The following is a 17,400-nucleotide window of genomic DNA, read 5'->3' on the forward strand; positions in this document are numbered from 1 at the left end:
TCCATCAATAGTGTGGCGGCGGTGTCTCTTCTGCTTGCGTGGCCATATTGCTTGGTTCAATCGCTTTCAGCTTAGTGACGATCAGTTGCAGTTGGTATTGTTGCTCTGCTACCACTCTATTGAGCGCAATCACTTCGCCGTTCAATTCTTCAATCGTTGCCTCTTGAAAGGCTAACTTGGTTTCTAACTCTTCAATGCGTTGGCTAATTGGATCCATGCTGTCCTCGGTTATGGATGGTTCCATCGCTCCAGCAAACCGCTGCTGCTGATGGCTTGAATACTATTATCACGCCATTGTGACACAGCATAAACCACGGCGCTCGGCGGTTGCGGCTTTGCCGGCAAGGCAACGCGCTGACTGCGCAATTTTTCTCCATTAGCGACGCGCCACAGTTGCCACTCGCGATCCGGTGTACCCGTCAGCAGTTGCGTATCCTGTTGGATAAAGCGCGCCGTGGTAAAGTTCATTTGCCGACGTCGAATAGTTAACGTGCTGACGCGGCGCTGCTCGGTAATGTTCCAAATATCGCCGTGGCCGGAACTATCGGAGACAAACGCCAAGCGGCCATCGGCTGACAGTGCTGTTTGCAAGATGCGCGAGTCCATTGGCCAGCGCTGTAATATTTTAGCATCGCTGGTGCGCCATAACAGGGCGTTAGCTCCATTACCGCCAGTAAGCGCCAAACTGCCATCGCTGGAGAGCGCCACGCTGTTAACTTTTTCCTGATGTCCGATAAATTTCAATAAACGTTGATGGTCTGTTGCCAAGTAAAGCACGCTGGCATCTGCCAGCCCAATTAATAATTGACCATTATTGGCAACAGCAACACTTTGGGCTTGACCAGCAAGTTGCCACCATCCAAGGGCTTGCCCATCGCGAGTATTCCATAGCACCACTGAATTGCTGCTGAGCGTAGCGGCATAGTGACTATTGTTAGACAGCGCTACCGCAATGACATTGTCACGGCGCTTGCCCTGCCACCATTGATATTTGGGCTGTTGGGTGGTCAGATCCCACAAGGTGATTTGTTGGCTACTACTGATCAGCGCTAAGGTGCCATCGTCGGCTAAAGCGGCACTATAAAGGCCATTATTGTCGAAATTGATAATGGGAGCGCCCGACGGCGCGCAGGCAAATAATAGGCAGCATGTGATGAGCGCGGTAGAAAGTTTGAGCAATCGATACAGATTCATGAACTCTTACCCATTTTGCTGGTCTGTTGCCAGAGGTTCCATTTGCTGACTAGCCTCCTTTAGTGAGAATATGCCATTTTGTACAAACAAGTTAACTGTTATAGAGTGGGCCGCTAGTTACATTGTAGGTTACTCATAACTGCCTAAACATCCTAAGGAAGAATTGAATGAAGAGCATGTTGAAATACTCATTGGTAGCCCTGGCTGTTGTTGGCCTGACTGCTTGCAATCAAGAAAAAGCTGCAGATCCAGCAGCGGCAACTGCGAAAGTTGAGCTGAAAACAGATGTACAAAAACAGGGTTATGGTATCGGCGCTTCTGTAGGACGTTACGTGGCACAACACGTAAAAGAGCAAAAAGAGCTGGGTTTTGATGTTGACCAACAGATGATCATCGAAGGCTTTAAAGCTAGTCTGAATGGTCAATCAGCCATGACTGACGACGAAATCAAAGCGACGCTGGAAGGTTTGGATAAGACGGTAAACGAAAAACGCCAAGCACAAGCCCAAGCTGAAGCTGAGCAAAACCAAGCGGCTGGTAAAGCGTTCCTTGAACAAAACAAAGCCAAAGATGGCGTGAAAACCACAGAATCAGGTCTGCAATACGAAGTACTGCAAGCAGGATCTGGTGACTCACCAAAAGCTGAAGACACAGTGAAAGTGAAATACACCGGTAAGCTGATCGACGGTACAGTGTTTGATAGCACCGAGAAAAACGGCGGTGAGCCCATCGAATTCCCGCTGAATCGCGTGATCCCAGGTTGGACTGAAGGCCTGCAACTGATGTCAAAAGGCGCGAAATACCGTTTCGTTATCCCAGCTGAACTGGCTTATGGCGAACGAGCCATGGGCGATGTGATCCCAGCTAACTCAACTCTGGTATTTGAAGTTGAGTTGTTGGACTTCCACGCACCAGAAGCACCAGCGGCTGCAAAATAAGCGTTGAGTCATTAATACTGAAAGAGCACTGCGGTGCTCTTTTTTATTGGCTGCGTGGTTATCGGTGCATCGGCGACACTATGCCTTGGACAATCGAATAAAAAACTGCCGATGTGTGACATAAATGTGCTATTTTGGCCGCCATTTTTGCACCTGTGCGCCATCACGATTGTGCCGATGGGTCTGCGCGTTTTTGGAATATTTAACAAAGGGAATTTATTATGCCTCTGCCTTCCAAGGTCTCTTCAGGCCCATCTATTGCGGCAATTATTGCCATCATCGTGGTACTGGTACTGCTGGGATTAAGCTTTAGTAGCTGGTACACCGTAGACCAAGGCGAACGCGGTGTGCATCTGCGTAACGGCAAGATTATTGGCATTGCTGAGCCGGGCATGAGTTTCAAAATGCCGCTGTTTGATAGAATCATCAAAATCTCCACCCAAACCCATACTGTTAGTTACGACCGTTTACAGGCGTACAGCCGCGATCAGCAGCCAGCAACCATTCGTGCCTCAGTCACTTTTCGGGTGCCTGAATCCAAAGTGGCAGAGGTTTACGCCAACTTCAAAACCATCGATGCTATGGTTGAACGCTTAGTTGACCGCCAAGTGCCCAACCAGATTGAAAACATTTTTGGGCAGTACACGGCAATTTCAGCGGTACAGGAGCGGGTGAAATTTGTTATCGACGTCAGCGATGCATTAAAAGCTAGCGTACAAGGCCCGATCGAAATTACCTCAGTGCAAGTTGAGAATATCGACTTTTCTAGTGCCTATGAGAAGTCTGTCGAAGACAGAATGCGTGCCGAAGTGGAAGTGCAAACTCAGAAACAGAACCTCGAAAAAGAACGGGTATCAGCAGAGATTGCGGTAACCAAAGCCCAAGCAGAAGCCGACTCACAGCTGGCGCGGGCCAAAGCAGAAGCTGAAGCGATTCGTATCAAAGGTGAGGCGGAAGCGGCGGCGATTAAGAGTCGCGCTGAAGCGCTGGCGAAAAATCAGAACCTGATTGAGCTGACCAAGGCTGAGAAGTGGGACGGTCGGCTGCCAAGTACCATGCTGCCTAACAGCACTTTGCCGTACTTTAATACCAGCAAAAATTAGTCCGACTAGCTTGATGTCAGCCAATACGGCTGGCATCAAGTGGTTGTATTCGTTCAGTGTTATGCCGGGGTTTCATCAACGCCGCTCATCTCGCAGCACAGCCAAGATTGTTAGCGTAACCAGCTGATAGTTTTACCTTCTTCGTTACACAAAACCGTTTCCCGCCTTGATACTAAAGTGGTATCGATTTGGTATTCCGCACATCTTGTGGTAGGTTGAAAAAGCAGCTAGATGCTGTTTATTTTTTATACTCCCATGTGGCCCGCTATACTGAATAGCTGACATAACACGGAGTACATCGTCTTATTTTCTCTGTCATTTTTGGACTTGTTTGCCGAGTCCTTCGCTGTCAGAACTTTTTTGGAATAGTAGTCGAATCAGGTCATTTAACTTAAGTGAAATCTCAGCGTTGTAGGTTAACGACCTGACAGGATAATCGACTCATCTTACGGAGAAGATGTCTATGCAGCTACAACAGGAAGAGCCGGGGCTTTATATTGCCCTGATCAGTATTCACGGATTAATACGCAGCAAAAATTTAGAACTCGGGCGTGATGCTGATACTGGCGGTCAAACCAAATATGTGGTTGATTTAGCTAATGCATTAGCCAGACAGCCCAACGTTGCTAAAGTGGATTTAATCACCCGTCGCGTGGTGGATGATAAAGTCCATTGTGATTATTCCGCAGCGATTGAACCGCTTGACGCCGACGGCGCCCGTATTGTCCGCATCGATTGCGGCCCCGAACAATACCTGCCCAAAGAGCAACTTTGGGAACACCTCGATGCTTTCACCGATAACTTACTAGATTTCTTCCACGAGCAAGATCGCATGCCCGATGTCGTGCACAGCCATTATGCTGATGCGGGGTATGTCGCCACGAAAATTAGCCATTTATCGGGGATTCCATTGATCCATACCGGCCACTCGCTGGGGCGCGATAAACGCAAACGCCTTATGGCGTCGGGCATGACCTCGAAAAACGTCGAGAAACGCTACAACATGGGCTATCGCATCGAGGCGGAGGAGCAAGTGCTCGCCAATGCCTCGTTAGTGATCACCAGCACGCGCCAAGAGATTGAAGCCCAGTACGAGCTTTATGATTTTTACTCGCCAGAGCGGATGCGCGTGATTCCGCCCGGCACTGACCTCAGCTTGTTTCATCCACCCGAGCTGGGCGAGGCGCCTACACAGATCACCAGTGCAGTACGACGCTTTTTGGACGAACCAGATAAACCGATGATCTTGGCGCTGTCCCGCCCCGATCCGCGCAAGAATATTGCCACGTTGGTACAAGCCTATGGCGAATCGCCCGAGCTGCGCGAGATGGCTAACTTGGTGATAGTGGCGGGGAATCGCGATGATATCCGCGAGATGGATAACGGCGCGCAGGAAGTGATGTCGGAGTTGCTGGTGCTGATCGACTACTACGATCTGTACGGTAAAGTGGCGATTCCGAAAAAACATCTGCCTTCTGAAGTGCCTGCAATTTATCGCATGGCGGCCAACTCCCGCGGGGTATTCATCAACCCCGCATTAACCGAACCCTTTGGCCTGACATTACTCGAAGCCGCCGCTTCTGGTCTGCCATTTGTCGCCACTGAAAACGGTGGCCCGCTGGATATTGTCGAGAACTGCGAAGCGGGCTTATTGATCGACCCGCTCAATGCGCGGGCCTTGGGCAACGCCATTAAAACCTTGTTGTTAGATGGCGAAATGTGGCGCACTTTTTCTGCTAACGGCATTAAAAATGTGGCGCTAAAGTACAGCTGGAATGCCCATGCGCGTGCTTATCTCAAGCAGATCAAACCGTTGGTTGAGGCGCATGTGCCACAACAAATATCGCCAGAAATCGTTAATGCGTCGCGTTTGTCTGACCGCTTGATCGTGTCTGATCTCGACAAGACGCTACTGAGTAATCCCACCGGTTTACGTGAGTTTTGTCAGATGCTGCGTGAGCGCCGTAAAGATGTGGCGTTTGGTATTGCCACCGGACGGCGGCTGGATTCGGTGCTGAAAGTATTGAAAAAATACCGCATCCCTAAACCCGATATTTTGATCAGTAGCTTAGGTTCGCAAATTCACTACGGCCGAGAGTTGGAGCTAAGTACCGACTGGGAAGAACATGTCGATCACGACTGGAACCCGCGCGCCATTCGCCGCATCCTGCGTCGTGTTGAAGGGCTGACGCTGCAAGACGAATCGGAGCAGAGTAAGTTCAAAATCTCCTTTCATGTCGCGCCAGCGTATCAAGATTCGTTGACCCGCGACAAAATCATGAAGCTACTGCGGCAAGAGGAACAGAGCGTCAATGTGTTTTTAACCGCAGGGCAAAACCTCGATATTACCCCCGCCCGTGTTTCTAAAGGTCTGGCGCTACGTTACGTCGCTTCCATCTGGGGCATTCCGTTGGAGCGAGTGTTAGTGGCCGCGGGTGCTGGCTCCGATGAAGACATGATCACTGGCAACACCTTGTCGGTGATTGTGAGCAACCGCGCCCATGAGCCACTCAGTTCGGGCAAACAGCAGGAAGACCACAAAATCTTTTATGCCACCCAGCCCAATGCGTTAGGGATTTTAGAAGCGATTGAACACTATCACTTCTTCGAAGAGGAAGCAGGAGCCGTTTGTGCCTGAACTACTTTGTACTGATTTAGACCGCACCTTGCTGCCCAATGGTGAACAAGCCGAGTCACCGAACGCCCGTGCGATGCTGGCGCAATTGATCAAGCAATCTGGCATGCGCTTGGCGTATGTCAGCGGCCGTGATTTAGGGTTAGTGCAACAAGCGATTGCCGATTATCAACTGCCAGCGCCAGACTTTGCCATTACCGATGTGGGTAGCATGATCTATCAACGCGTTGATGATGGTTATCAGCCGCTACCTGCGTGGGTGGGTTATTTGCAAGCGGGCTGGCCGGAGCAAAATGCCGATTGGTTAGCACGAGAACTCGGTGATTTCGCCAAATTGACACTGCAAGAGGCGGCACGGCAAAAGCCGTTCAAGCTGAGTTATCAAGTGACGCCCGCCAGTGAGCTCACCAATGAGTTAGGCATCTTACAGCAACGTCTTGCCAGCGTGCCTTACGCAGTGAACGTGGTCAGTAGTATTGATGAAACCGCCGACCAAGGGCTGGTGGATCTACTGCCTGCCAACGCCGGTAAACGCGCGGCCATCGATTTTTTGGTGGCTGAATTAAACCTTGCCGCCGAGCAAGTGTTTTTCAGCGGTGATAGCGGCAACGATTTGGATGTGCTGGCCAGCCCCTATCCAGCGGTGGTGGTCAAAAATGCATTGCCGGAGGTGGTGCAGCAAGCCAAACGATTAAGTAAACACCAACACGTTGAACAGCAGCTGTGGGTTGCCCAAGGTGATGCATCACTTGGGTTAAACGGTAACTACAGCGCGGGCATTATAGAGGGGCTGTTGCACTTCTATCCGCAACTTCGACGATGGTTAACCGTGGAGCAGAAAGCAGAATGAACGAATGTCTACCCATCTATATATTTGGTGAAGTGTTGTTTGATTGCTTCCCTGACAGTGAGCCAATGTTGGGCGGTGCGCCGTTTAATGTGGCTTGGCATCTGCAAGCGTTTGGCGCCAATCCGCGCTTGATCTCCGCTGTCGGTGCCGATGATGGCGGTCAGCAGATTTTGGCAAAAATGCAGCAGTGGGGCATGGATACCCAGAGTGTTATTGTTGATGCGCAGCATGAAACCGGCCGCGTGGATGTCACGTTTGCCGACGGCGAACCACAGTACGATATTGTGCTAGATGCGGCATATGATCATATCGATCAGCGCTGTTTACCGGTTCCCAGCGGCGAACATCTGCTGTATCACGGCACACTTGCCGCGCGCTGTACCACCAGCCGCGAATCATTAGGGCAACTACGCACTTGGCCGGGGCAAAAAGCCTTTATTGACGTCAATCTGCGTGACCCTTGGTGGGAGTTGGATTGGGTCAGATCGGAAGTGCATGGCGGCCACTGCGTTAAGTTGAATCGGCAAGAGCTAATATTGTTATCCGCCGCCGAGCACGAGCCAGCAGACCAAGAGGCGTTAAAAGTGTTGGCGCGAAATTTCCGTCTAGCCAACAACATCGCCAACTTGATTGTCACCCAAGGGGCGGATGGTGCCTTTTTAGTCGATGAAATGGGCGACATTATCAGCCATAGCTTACCGCCGCAGGCGCGTACTGTGGTAGATACCGTCGGCGCGGGCGATGCATTTTCCGCTATCGTGATCCTCGGTATGCTCAACAACTGGCAGTGGGAAACGGTACTCGAACGAGCACAGCAGTTCGCTGGTTTCATTGTCACGCAACAGGGCGCGGTATCTGACAATCCCGCGATTTATGGAGATTTTAAATGCCTTTGGGGCATGCGCTAACTTTCTAGGACAAGGTACTGACTATGTATGAAGAGGTTTCCCATACCCTGCTGAACCGTATCCTCGACGAACTAAAACCTGCCATAGAAGCCAAGGATTTGCGCTTCTTTTACAGCCGTCTTGGGGCAAATTTTTACGCTATCTACTCATTATTCAATAAGTTATATGGCAACCGCAGTGACTTTGATGAACAGCTAAAGCGCTTAGTTGAAGTGATGGCACGTAACTATATCGAGCGCGACACCCGCTTCAAGCAAGTCGACCGTCAGCGCGAAGCTGACCATAATTGGTTTTTGCATCAACAATGGGTCGGCATGGCGATGTATGCCAACGGTTTTGCCAAAGACTTGGCCGACCTTCGCGATAAAGTGGATTATTTTGCCGAACTTGGCGTCAACATGGTGCACATTCTGCCGATTTGCGAATGCCCCGAAGGTAAGAGCGATGGCGGCTATGCCGTGAGTGACTTTCGAAAAGTTGACTCGCGCATGGGCACGAACAAGATTTTGCAGCAGATTATCGATGGGCTGCATCAGCAAGATTCATTGATTGCGCTGGATATTGTGGTCAATCACACCTCTGATCAACACGCATGGGCCAAGAAGGCGATGCAGGGCGACGCCAAGTATCAAAGTTACTTCTACATGTTTGATGACCGCACCATTCCCGACATGTTTGAGCAGACCATGCCGGAAGTGTTTCCAGAAACCGACCCCGGTAACTTCACCTGGAATGACGAAATCAACAAGTGGGTGATGACGGTATTCCACAAGTACCAATGGGATTTGAATTACACCAACCCCGAAGTTTTTATCGAGATGTTGGATGTGATCCTATTTTGGGCCAACAAAGGCGTGGATGTACTGCGGCTCGATGCGGTGGCGTTTTTGTGGAAGAAAATTGGCACACCGTGTCAAAACGAGGCCGAAGCGCACAAAGTGCTGCAGCTGTTTAAAGACTGCTGTCAGGTGGTCGCTCCTGGATTGATCTTTATTGCCGAAGCCATTGTGGCACCGTCCGAAATCATCAAATACTTTGGAGAAGATGCGGTGGTGGCGAAGGAATGCGATATCGCCTACAACGCCACCTTTATGGCATTACTGTGGGAAACCGTGGCGACCAAAAATAGCCGTTTGCTGACCCAAGGGTTGAAGAGTTTACCGGCGAAGTTAGAGCGCGCCACATGGCTTAATTATCTGCGTTGCCATGACGATATCGGCTTTGGGTTTGATGATAGAGATATTGGGCTGGTGGGCTATAACCCGCCGATGCACCGTAAATTCTTGGTGGATTATTTTACCGGTGAGTTCAGCGAGAGTTCTGCGCGCGGGCGGCCATTTGGTAAGAATGAAAAAACCGGTGATGCGCGTATTTCTGGTTCGTTGGCATCGTTAGTGGGTTTACAGGCGGGCATTGAAACTGGCGACCAACTGCTGATCCGCAACAGCCACAAACACATAGTGATGCTACACAGCTTGATCATGTCATTTGGTGGTATTCCGCTGCTGTATTACGGTGATGAGGTTGGCACGCTCAACGATTACAACTACGAGCGTGATACCGACAAATCCGCCGATAGCCGCTGGCTGCATCGGCCGAAACTCGATTGGAATGTGATGGAACAACGCCATCAGCCGGGCACCATCCAACATCAGTTGTTTACCGACATGCAAAAGCTGATTGCACTGCGCAAGCAAACCGATGCCTTTGCCGATTTCAACAACCGTGAACTGTTGGAGTTGGGCAACGATGCGGTGTTTAGTTACGTGCGTTACAACTATGCCAACCCGTCCGACAAAGTGGTGGTGATTGCTAACTTGTCGGCCGAGCCACAGCGTATTGAGTTAGATCTGTTACGCCAAGGGGCTTATGTCGATCCGCTGATGCTAGAAGATTTGTGGACGGGCAGAGCACCGTCGGTATTTTCTAACCAATTGGTGCTGAGCGGTTTTCAGTTTTACTGGTTGGTGATATCACAAGGACATCGCAGTTTTTAATCGGTTTAATGGGAGCATTGCCGCAGTATTTATCGATAGGTGTTGGCGGCACGATTTAACGGTTGCGTCGCCGACATAATATGTCTATAGTTTGCAGCTGCTGAAGGGTTCATCAAACACCTGATTGTGTTATGTTATGCCCCAATGTGCAGTCAGTTGTACATTTAAGTAGTTAATAACAAGTGCAGGGCGACAAGCAACTGCCAAATGGAGAATGAAATAAATGGAATATTACATTGATGCATTTAAGAAATACGCAGATTTTACTGGCCGTGCTCGCCGTAAAGCGTATTGGATGTTTGCGTTATTTAGCCTGATCGTTTCAATCATCTTGCAGGTGATTGATGCTTCTATGGAAAGCATACTGCTCGGCACGATTTATGGTTTAGCAGTTTTCATCCCTAACATTGCGGTGGCTGCACGTCGCTTGCACGATACTGGTCGCTCAGGCTGGTGGCAGTTGATTGCCATTATCCCTATCATCGGCTGGATCGTGTTGCTGGTATTTTTGTGCCAAGACAGCGAACAAGGCACTAACCAATACGGTGAAAACCCAAAAGGTGACAAAGGCGATATCGCTGCCACCATGGCATAATTTGCTAAGTGTAAGTTTAAAAAAGAAAGGTAAGTCAATGACTTACCTTTTTTATTGCCGTGTTATTGATAGGGTTGGACTTTTAGCCGCCTAGACATCTATAATGCGCATCCCAAATGGGATTAACATAGTTATTTAGTCAACCTTTTGTGGTGCCCGTAGTGCACGGGATAATCGGGAAGTTGGTGCGATTCCAACACTGCCCCCGCAACGGTAAATGGTGAGAAGTCCACGCGCGCTAAGCGTTAAACCAGTGGGCGTCGTGCGAACGTTAGTTCGCTTAGCCAAAGTCCGGAGACCGGCCCTTTAGGTATTTCGCGTATTTCGGTGGGCAGATCGCGAAATGGGCTGGAGTTTTCCTCGCCGTGGCCTTCATGCCCCGTTTCCCTTCAGGAGCAAATGGAAATGGGATTCAAACTGACTTCTCTCGCTGTGCTGTGTGCGACGGCGACTTCACTGCCAGTATTGGCAGATACTCAAACGACCGATGAACAGATGGTGGTTATTGGCCGCCAACTGGAAACGCCGCTCGATCTCGCCGCTAATGTCACCGTGATTGATGCCAGTGAGATTGCCGCGAGTGGTGCAACCAAGCTGACCGATGTCCTGCGTGGCCGTGCCGGGATCCAGATCTCTGACAGCAATACCGGTGCCGTGTTTGCCATGCGTGGTTTTAACTCAGGTACCGCAGCTAATAACACGCTGATCTTACTCGATGGTCGCCGCTTGAATAACATCGACATCGCCGCAGCTAGCATCAGTGCTATTCCATTGAACCAAGTGGAACGAGTGGAAATCCTCAGTGGTAGCGCCGGTGTGCTTTATGGTGACCAAGCGGTGGGTGGCGTGATTAACATCATCACCAAGGCACCAAACGCCGCAGGTGGCAATGTCACACTGTCAGCCGGTAGCCATGACACTTATGAAGCTCGTGCTGATGTGGCTGGCCAGATCACTGACGAATGGCGTTACTTCGCCGCCGCTGATTACAACGAAAGCGATAACTATCGCCGCAATAATGCGAACGAAACTGGCTCGGTAATGGCGCGCGTACAATACGATGATGGCAAGCGTCAGTTCTTCGTTGAAGGTAGCTACTACGATAACAAACGGGAAAACCCAGGTTCATTGACGTGGGAGCAGTTCCAAGCTGATCCTCGTCAAGCAAGCAGCTTCCAACTCGGCGATTATATTCACGAGACAACTGACGCGTGGCGTACTCATCTGCAACAGCAAGTGAGCGAACACTGGAGCTTGGCAGGTGATCTGAACTATTCCGATTCTTCTGTCAGCAGTGTTAGCTGGGGCAGCCCGGGCAAAAATACCCGCTCGCTGTTGGAATTCAATCCGAAAGCCTTGGGTAAATATCAAACCGATAACGGCCCATTGAGCGTCGTGTTGGGTGCTGATCTGCATCGCGGTAAAGCGGACTTTGATCTGTCAGGGACTGATCGCAACAACACCCAAACCTTGGCAAGCGTGTATTTGCAACAAACGGTACCGCTGAGCAAAACCTTAGAATATGTCATCGGTGGTCGTTACTCCCACGTGAAAGATGAGCTAGAGGATGCCGCGGTCTATCCTGAAGGTGTGGATTTAGACGAACATGCGCACGCGCTGGAACTCGGTTTTAACTACCGTCCGGTGGCTGGCCAACGTTTTTACGTCCGCGCTGATCAGAACTTCCGTTTTGCCAAAGTGGACGAACAAGCGTACACCTCACCGGGTGTGATGGGCTTGAAACCGCAAAAAGGTGATTCAATCGAAGCCGGTTGGGATCTGGTTGCCAACCAATATCAGTTGAAACTTAGCCTGTATCGCCTAGCGCTTAAAGATGAGATTGTGTTTGATGGCAGTGCGCCAACGCCTGTGGGTGGCGCGTTTGCCGGTGCTAACATCAATGCCGATGAATCTCGTCGTGTCGGCGGCAGCGTCACGGCTGATTGGCAAGTGCTCAGCGGTTGGGATGTTGGCGCCGAATACAACTACATCGATGCTGAATTCACTAACGGTGAAAATGATGGTAAAGCGCTGTCTTGGGTGTCGAAGCACTCGGGTCGCATCTACAGCAGTTATGATCTGAATGATGTGTGGCAGTTCTACGCCGAAGGTCAATATCAAGGTAAGCGGTACCTCGAAGGCGATAACGCCAATATCGATGACAAAATCGATGACTATTGGTTAGCTAATGTGGCGATCAATTACCGCCGTGATAACTGGCAAGCCAGTGTGCGCGCCGACAACTTGTTTGATAAAGAGTATGCCAGTGCGGGCTTCTACAGCAGTTGGGGTAATAGCTACTACTCAGGTGCTGGCCGTGAACTGCGTCTGAGCGTGAGTTATCACTTCTAACAATTTGTTGCGAAATCAATAAAGCCGCGCTTGTAAGCGCGGCTTTTTTTACGGCATGATGGCGGCTAATGAGCTTTAAAGGTGAACTATGCGCTGGATTGTGCTGTTACTGCTTACCGGACTTGTTGCTTGTTCTAAACCGAGTCTGCCGCCGCTGGATGCTAATGCGACACTACTTGCGTTTGGCGATAGCCTGACCGCGGGTGTTGGTGCGGCCGCAGGTGATGATTATCCTAGCCAACTTGCTCATCTGTGTGGCTGCCAAGTTATCAATGCGGGTATCTCTGGCGAAACCACCTCTCAAGGGTTACAACGTCTACCCAATATCTTGGATGAAACCCAGCCCGATGTGCTACTGCTGCTGGAAGGCGGAAATGATATTCTGCGCAACCAGTCATTGGCACAGATGCAACAAAATTTAGCCATGATGATCACTGAGGCCAAGGGCCGTGGCATCGATGTGTTGCTTATCTCCGTTCCCGAAAAAAGTCTGTTTCTCGCCCCTTCACCTATCTACAGCGCGCTGGCCGATGAGTTTAAGTTACCGCTGCTAGACCACAGCCTATCGCAACTGTTACGCGAACCTAAGCTAAAATCAGATACGGTGCATCTCAATGCGCAAGGCTATCAGCAGTTGGCACAACAAATTTTCGACAAACTGCAGCAAGAGGGTGCCTTTTCGGAATAGAGTATTACTAAATATAGATTGACCCTTAGGGGCGTTTTGTGGGTAAATTCCTGCCATACTAGGCAGGTTTGAATTACGGAAGAAACAATAGGTTAAGATCGCCATGACAGAGATCGAACAGCAGGTTTTAATTGAGGTACGTGCAATCATCGCAAATGAAGAACAGGTGATTGGCCGCCGCGCCACCTTGATTCCGCTGAAAAAGGCCATTATTGCTGATGGCGACATTCGTAATGTTATTGATATTGTCTCGACTGATCCTGCGCTGGCGGCACATCTGCTGTGGCGCAGCAATAACGCTGCCGCACCGACCGTACAAACCGCTAATCGCACGCTGAAAGATGCGCTGATCCGCTTAGGCCAAGTGAACATCTACCGCTATGCCTTCACTTTCTATCTCAAAGAACGTCTTGATGAGCTGCCGCAACCATACCGTAAACTGGTACAAGGTTATTGGCGCTTGACGGAAAGCATTGCGATTGAAGCGGTGGATAGCCTGCATCAGATGCAGGGCGTCAATATCGATCCTGATGAAGTGCAAACATTGGCGCTGTTTAGCGTATTTGGGCAGATTATTGCGTTGACCGCCTTTGCGTATCTGAATGCGGATGCTGAGCAATGTTTCCCGTTGAGCATCATCAAAAACTTGATTGATACTCAACAGCAAACTTTGACTTTGGAAGCGTTTGAATCGCTTGGCTTAGATGAAGATTTACAGCATGAATTTATGATTGCGCATAATCTGCGTCAAACCCGCGATGCCAATTCACCCGGGTTAGTGTTACGTCGTATTTTATCTATGCGCGGTTTGTTGCTTAATCCGCTGTAACTGGCGCAGCAGTTGCGTCGGCGATCAACTGCATGACGCGCTGCACCATCGGCTGTTGTAAGGCGTGTTCACCTGCGCGAATCGCGGCATACAACGGCCGGAATAGCCCTTTTTCTCCTAAGCGCACGCTGGTTAAACTCAGCCCTTGCGCTTCTGTGAGCGACCAACTCGGCATGCCAGCCACACCTTCACCACAGGCGATACGTTGCAATAGCACATTGGTGAGATCGCAGCTCTTTTGTGGCCCCGGCGTAACGCCAGCAGGCGCGAGAAAATACTGCACTAAATCTAACCTTGATAGCGGCACAGGGTAGCTGATAATGGTTTGCCCTGCTAATTGCGCTGGTGTCACATAGGTCTCACGCGCCAGTGCGGTGTCTTTTCCGACCACTAACTTCACTTCAAATTCGGACAATTGCTCAAAATGCAGCGCGCTGTTATCGACCGGATCGGAGGTCAGCACCATATCCAGCTCGCCTTGTTCGAGTGCATCGAGCGCATCAAACGAGTAGCGGCTCAGCAGATCTAAGCGTTCATCCGGAAACTGTTGATTAAATTGTGCCATTACCGGCATCAGCCAGCGATAGCAGCTGTGGCAATCAATGCCGATGCGCAGTGGCGCTTGCTGTTCGGTGTTGCTCTTGAGCTGCAACTCGGTAGCGCTCACTTTAGGTAAAATATCTTCAGCTAATAACACCAGTTTTAAGCCTTCGTCGGTAAACGCCAACGGCTTACTTTTTCGCACAAACACCTTGGCATCAATGCGTGACTCCAACTCTTTCAGCTGATGTGATAACGCCGACTGAGTGACAAAGCACTTGCTGGCGGCAGCGGCAAGGCTGCCCGTTTGTTTTAAGGCCAGTACTGTTCTCAAGTGGCGCAGTTCAATCATTCCCATGCTATTGAATCCTGCTCATGTTGTCGTTGAAAGCATTTCGTTTGAATGTGTGCAGCCTACCACAATAAACTTCTAGACGTCCAGACGCCTAAAAGTTGATTTTTGGCCTTTACATTACTCACCAGAAGGATTGCAGCATGAAGTTGAATAGCTTGGGGTTTCCCCGCATTGGTCGCCAACGTGAATTAAAATTTGCGCTAGAGCAGTATTGGCGGGAAGAGATCAACCAGACAGAGTTACAAGCGATTGCTGCCGATCTGCGTCGTACCCATTGGCAATGGCAAGCGGATGCCGGCGTTGAGCTGCTGCCCGTTGGTGACTTTGCTTTTTACGACCATGTGTTGACCCTGAGCGCCACCTTGGGTGTGGTACCAGAGCGTCATCTGCAAGGTGATATCGATCTGGATACGTTGTTCCGTGTGGCGCGTGGCCGTGCCCCGACCGGCACGCCAGCCCCCGCAGCGCAGATGACCAAATTCTTCAACACCAACTATCACTACATTGTGCCAGAATTGAAGGAAGATCAGCAATTTAACTTGAGCTGGCCACAGTTGTGGCAAGAAGCTGAAGAAGCGATTGCCCAAGGTCATCAAGTCAAACCAGTATTGTTAGGGCCGGTAACTTACCTGCATTTGGCGAAAACCGTTGGCGGCAAATTCAATAAACTGGCGTTACTGCCAAGTTTGTTAGCGGCCTATGAGCAACTGCTCGCCAAGTTTGCATCGCTCGGCGTGACCTGGGTACAGTTGGATGAACCAATCCTCGCCTTAGAATTAGATGCCGAGTGGCAGCAGGCGTTGCGCAGCAGCTATCAACAACTGCACGGCGCACCCGTTAAGGTGTTGCTGGCCAGTTACTACGGCTCGATCGCGCATCACCATGAGTTGGTGAGTTCACTGCCGGTAGCGGGTTTGCATCTAGATATCGTGTCCGACCGCGAGCAGTTAGCGTTGTTTGCTGATTCATTGGCGGCCGAGCAGGTGCTCTCTGCCGGGGTGATCAACGGCCGTAACGTGTGGGCGGCAGAGCTAGATTTATTGGCCGAAACACTGGCGCCGTATGCCCATCAATTGGGTGATCGCCTGTGGTTGGCGCCAAGCTGTTCATTGCTGCATACGCCGGTGGATTTGAGTGTTGAGCAGCAGTTGGCGCCTGAGCTGAAAGCCTTGCTGGCGTTTGCTAAGCAAAAGTTAGTCGAGTTGCAAGAGCTGCAATTATTGCTCAATGAGCCATTGTCAGCACAAGCGAAAGCGATTTGTGAGCGTTGTCAGCAGTTGCGCCTACAGCGGCAGCAGTCGCGTGATGCTGAGGTAGCAGCACGGTTAGCGGCGTTGACCGCTCAAGATTTCCAACGTCATAGCGTGTTTGCACTGCGTCAGCAGGCACAGCAGCAGAAATTGCAACTGCCATTGCTGCCAACCACCACTATTGGTTCGTTCCCGCAAACGCAAGCGGTACGTCATCTGCGTAGTCGCTGGCGCAAAGGCGAGGTGAGCGCTGCGGAATATCAAAACCAGCTGCAACAGGTCACCAAAGATACCATCGAGCGGCAGTTGAAGTTGGGCATCGATGTGTTGGTACACGGTGAAGCGGAGCGTACCGACATGGTGGAATATTTTGGTGAGCAGTTGGCCGGGGTAGGTTTTACCCAATATGGTTGGGTGCAGAGTTATGGTTCTCGCTGCGTGAAGCCCCCGTTGATCTACGCCGATGTTAGCCGTCCACAACCGATGACGTTGGATTGGGCGACTTACGCGCAGAGCCTGACCGATAAGCCAGTTAAAGGCATGCTCACCGGCCCTGTCACCATTCTACATTGGTCATTCTGCCGTGAAGATATCTCTCGCGAAACGGTTGCAAATCAGTTGGCATTGGCGATCCGCGATGAAGTGGCCGATTTGGAACAAGCGGGCATCGGCATCATTCAGATTGACGAGCCAGCGTTCCGCGAAGGTCTGCCGTTGAAACAGAGCGATTGGCAACATTATCTGGATTGGGCGGTGGCGGCATTCCGCTTGAGTGCCAGCGCGGTGCAAGATCATACTCAGATCCACACCCACATGTGTTATAGCGAATTCAACAACACCATCGCTGCGATTGCCGCCATGGATGCCGATGTCATCACCATCGAAACCAGCCGCTCGCAGATGCAGTTGCTGGATGTGTTTGAAGCGTTTGAATACCCGAATGAGATTGGTCCGGGCGTGTATGACATTCACTCACCGAACATTCCAACCGAAGCGGAGATTGTGGCTTTGATGGAAAAAGCCGCTGAGCGCATTGGCCTGCGCCAATTGTGGATCAACCCAGACTGCGGCCTGAAAACTCGTCAGTGGGAAGAGGTGGAACCCGCGCTGCGTAACATGGTGAATGCTGCACGTGAACTGCGCCGCCGCTTAGGCTAACGTCGAGC

14 protein-coding genes and 1 riboswitch are annotated in these 17,400 nt (G+C 50.7%); of the genes, 11 read left to right on the forward strand and 3 right to left on the reverse strand.

Translation table 11 applies throughout. The features are described 5' to 3' along the window. Nucleotides 1-4: 4 nt before the first annotated feature. Nucleotides 5-217, reverse strand: a complete 213-nt coding sequence (locus L9G74_RS17700) for a SlyX family protein (protein WP_238898097.1) — start codon at nt 215-217, stop codon at nt 5-7. Between the two features lie 11 nt (nt 218-228). After that, nucleotides 229-1,194 (reverse strand): WD40 repeat domain-containing protein, encoded by a 966-nt coding sequence (locus L9G74_RS17705; RefSeq protein ID WP_238898098.1) that lies wholly within the window; start codon nt 1,192-1,194, stop codon nt 229-231. Between the two features lie 167 nt (nt 1,195-1,361). Between L9G74_RS17705 and fkpA the strand changes: the two genes are divergently transcribed. From fkpA to L9G74_RS17755, 10 genes are all read left to right on the forward strand, one after another. Further along, on the forward strand, nt 1,362-2,132 hold the full coding sequence (fkpA, locus tag L9G74_RS17710) for an FKBP-type peptidyl-prolyl cis-trans isomerase (RefSeq protein WP_238898099.1): 771 nt from the start codon (nt 1,362-1,364) through the stop codon (nt 2,130-2,132). A gap of 221 nt (nt 2,133-2,353) precedes the next feature. Beyond that, nucleotides 2,354-3,235: a prohibitin family protein gene (locus L9G74_RS17715; RefSeq protein ID WP_238898100.1), complete on the forward strand. Its 882-nt coding sequence runs from the start codon at nt 2,354-2,356 to the stop codon at nt 3,233-3,235. Nucleotides 3,236-3,698: 463 nt separating this feature from the next. Then, nucleotides 3,699-5,873, forward strand: coding sequence for an HAD-IIB family hydrolase (locus L9G74_RS17720; RefSeq protein WP_238898101.1), 2,175 nt, complete (start codon nt 3,699-3,701; stop codon nt 5,871-5,873). Continuing rightward, entirely contained in the window at nt 5,866-6,720 is an 855-nt protein-coding gene (locus L9G74_RS17725; RefSeq protein ID WP_238898102.1) for an HAD-IIB family hydrolase, read from the forward strand. Before L9G74_RS17720 ends, L9G74_RS17725 begins: the two co-directional genes overlap by 8 nt. Next, nucleotides 6,717-7,628: a PfkB family carbohydrate kinase gene (locus tag L9G74_RS17730; RefSeq protein ID WP_238898103.1), complete on the forward strand. Its 912-nt coding sequence runs from the start codon at nt 6,717-6,719 to the stop codon at nt 7,626-7,628. The genes L9G74_RS17725 and L9G74_RS17730 overlap by 4 nt, the downstream gene beginning before the upstream one ends. Before the next feature lie 23 nt (nt 7,629-7,651). Next, complete coding sequence (locus tag L9G74_RS17735; RefSeq protein ID WP_238898104.1) at nt 7,652-9,625, forward strand: alpha-amylase family protein; 1,974 nt, start codon at nt 7,652-7,654, stop codon at nt 9,623-9,625. A 223-nt stretch (nt 9,626-9,848) separates the two neighbouring features. Next, on the forward strand, nt 9,849-10,220 hold the full coding sequence (locus tag L9G74_RS17740; protein ID WP_238898105.1) for a DUF805 domain-containing protein: 372 nt from the start codon (nt 9,849-9,851) through the stop codon (nt 10,218-10,220). Nucleotides 10,221-10,353: 133 nt separating this feature from the next. Beyond that, nucleotides 10,354-10,541, forward strand: a riboswitch (cobalamin riboswitch). Between the two features lie 84 nt (nt 10,542-10,625). Next, complete coding sequence (locus L9G74_RS17745) at nt 10,626-12,572, forward strand: TonB-dependent receptor (protein ID WP_238898106.1); 1,947 nt, start codon at nt 10,626-10,628, stop codon at nt 12,570-12,572. Nucleotides 12,573-12,660: 88 nt separating this feature from the next. Beyond that, complete coding sequence (locus L9G74_RS17750; protein WP_238898107.1) at nt 12,661-13,260, forward strand: GDSL-type esterase/lipase family protein; 600 nt, start codon at nt 12,661-12,663, stop codon at nt 13,258-13,260. Nucleotides 13,261-13,363: 103 nt separating this feature from the next. Further along, nucleotides 13,364-14,089, forward strand: a complete 726-nt coding sequence (locus L9G74_RS17755) for an HDOD domain-containing protein (RefSeq protein ID WP_238898108.1) — start codon at nt 13,364-13,366, stop codon at nt 14,087-14,089. Here the strand turns inward: L9G74_RS17755 and L9G74_RS17760 are convergent. Beyond that, nucleotides 14,076-14,981: a LysR substrate-binding domain-containing protein gene (locus L9G74_RS17760; protein ID WP_238898127.1), complete on the reverse strand. Its 906-nt coding sequence runs from the start codon at nt 14,979-14,981 to the stop codon at nt 14,076-14,078. The genes L9G74_RS17755 and L9G74_RS17760 overlap by 14 nt on opposite strands. 143 nt (nt 14,982-15,124) lie before the next feature. Between L9G74_RS17760 and metE the strand changes: the two genes are divergently transcribed. Next, on the forward strand, nt 15,125-17,392 hold the full coding sequence (metE, locus tag L9G74_RS17765; RefSeq protein WP_238898109.1) for a 5-methyltetrahydropteroyltriglutamate--homocysteine S-methyltransferase: 2,268 nt from the start codon (nt 15,125-15,127) through the stop codon (nt 17,390-17,392). The last annotated feature ends 8 nt before the right edge of the window (nt 17,393-17,400 follow it).

The organism is Shewanella electrica (genome assembly GCF_022321485.1).
GTDB classification, from domain to species: Bacteria; Pseudomonadota; Gammaproteobacteria; order Enterobacterales; family Shewanellaceae; genus Shewanella; species Shewanella electrica.

Excerpts from the sequence above, each read along its gene's own strand:
- fkpA (WP_238898099.1), top strand. The coding sequence starts at position 1,362 with ATGAAGAGCATGTTGAAATACTCATTGGTAGCCCTGGCTGTTGTTGGC.
- L9G74_RS17730 (WP_238898103.1), top strand. The coding sequence starts at position 6,717 with ATGAACGAATGTCTACCCATCTATATATTTGGTGAAGTGTTGTTTGAT.
- L9G74_RS17745 (WP_238898106.1), top strand. The coding sequence starts at position 10,626 with ATGGGATTCAAACTGACTTCTCTCGCTGTGCTGTGTGCGACGGCGACT.
- L9G74_RS17735 (WP_238898104.1), top strand. The coding sequence starts at position 7,652 with ATGTATGAAGAGGTTTCCCATACCCTGCTGAACCGTATCCTCGACGAA.
- L9G74_RS17740 (WP_238898105.1), top strand. The coding sequence starts at position 9,849 with ATGGAATATTACATTGATGCATTTAAGAAATACGCAGATTTTACTGGC.
- L9G74_RS17720 (WP_238898101.1), top strand. The coding sequence starts at position 3,699 with ATGCAGCTACAACAGGAAGAGCCGGGGCTTTATATTGCCCTGATCAGT.
- L9G74_RS17700 (WP_238898097.1), bottom strand. The coding sequence starts at position 217 with ATGGATCCAATTAGCCAACGCATTGAAGAGTTAGAAACCAAGTTAGCC.
- L9G74_RS17760 (WP_238898127.1), bottom strand. The coding sequence starts at position 14,981 with ATGATTGAACTGCGCCACTTGAGAACAGTACTGGCCTTAAAACAAACG.
- metE (WP_238898109.1), top strand. The coding sequence starts at position 15,125 with ATGAAGTTGAATAGCTTGGGGTTTCCCCGCATTGGTCGCCAACGTGAA.
- L9G74_RS17705 (WP_238898098.1), bottom strand. The coding sequence starts at position 1,194 with ATGAATCTGTATCGATTGCTCAAACTTTCTACCGCGCTCATCACATGC.
- L9G74_RS17755 (WP_238898108.1), top strand. The coding sequence starts at position 13,364 with ATGACAGAGATCGAACAGCAGGTTTTAATTGAGGTACGTGCAATCATC.
- L9G74_RS17715 (WP_238898100.1), top strand. The coding sequence starts at position 2,354 with ATGCCTCTGCCTTCCAAGGTCTCTTCAGGCCCATCTATTGCGGCAATT.
- L9G74_RS17750 (WP_238898107.1), top strand. The coding sequence starts at position 12,661 with ATGCGCTGGATTGTGCTGTTACTGCTTACCGGACTTGTTGCTTGTTCT.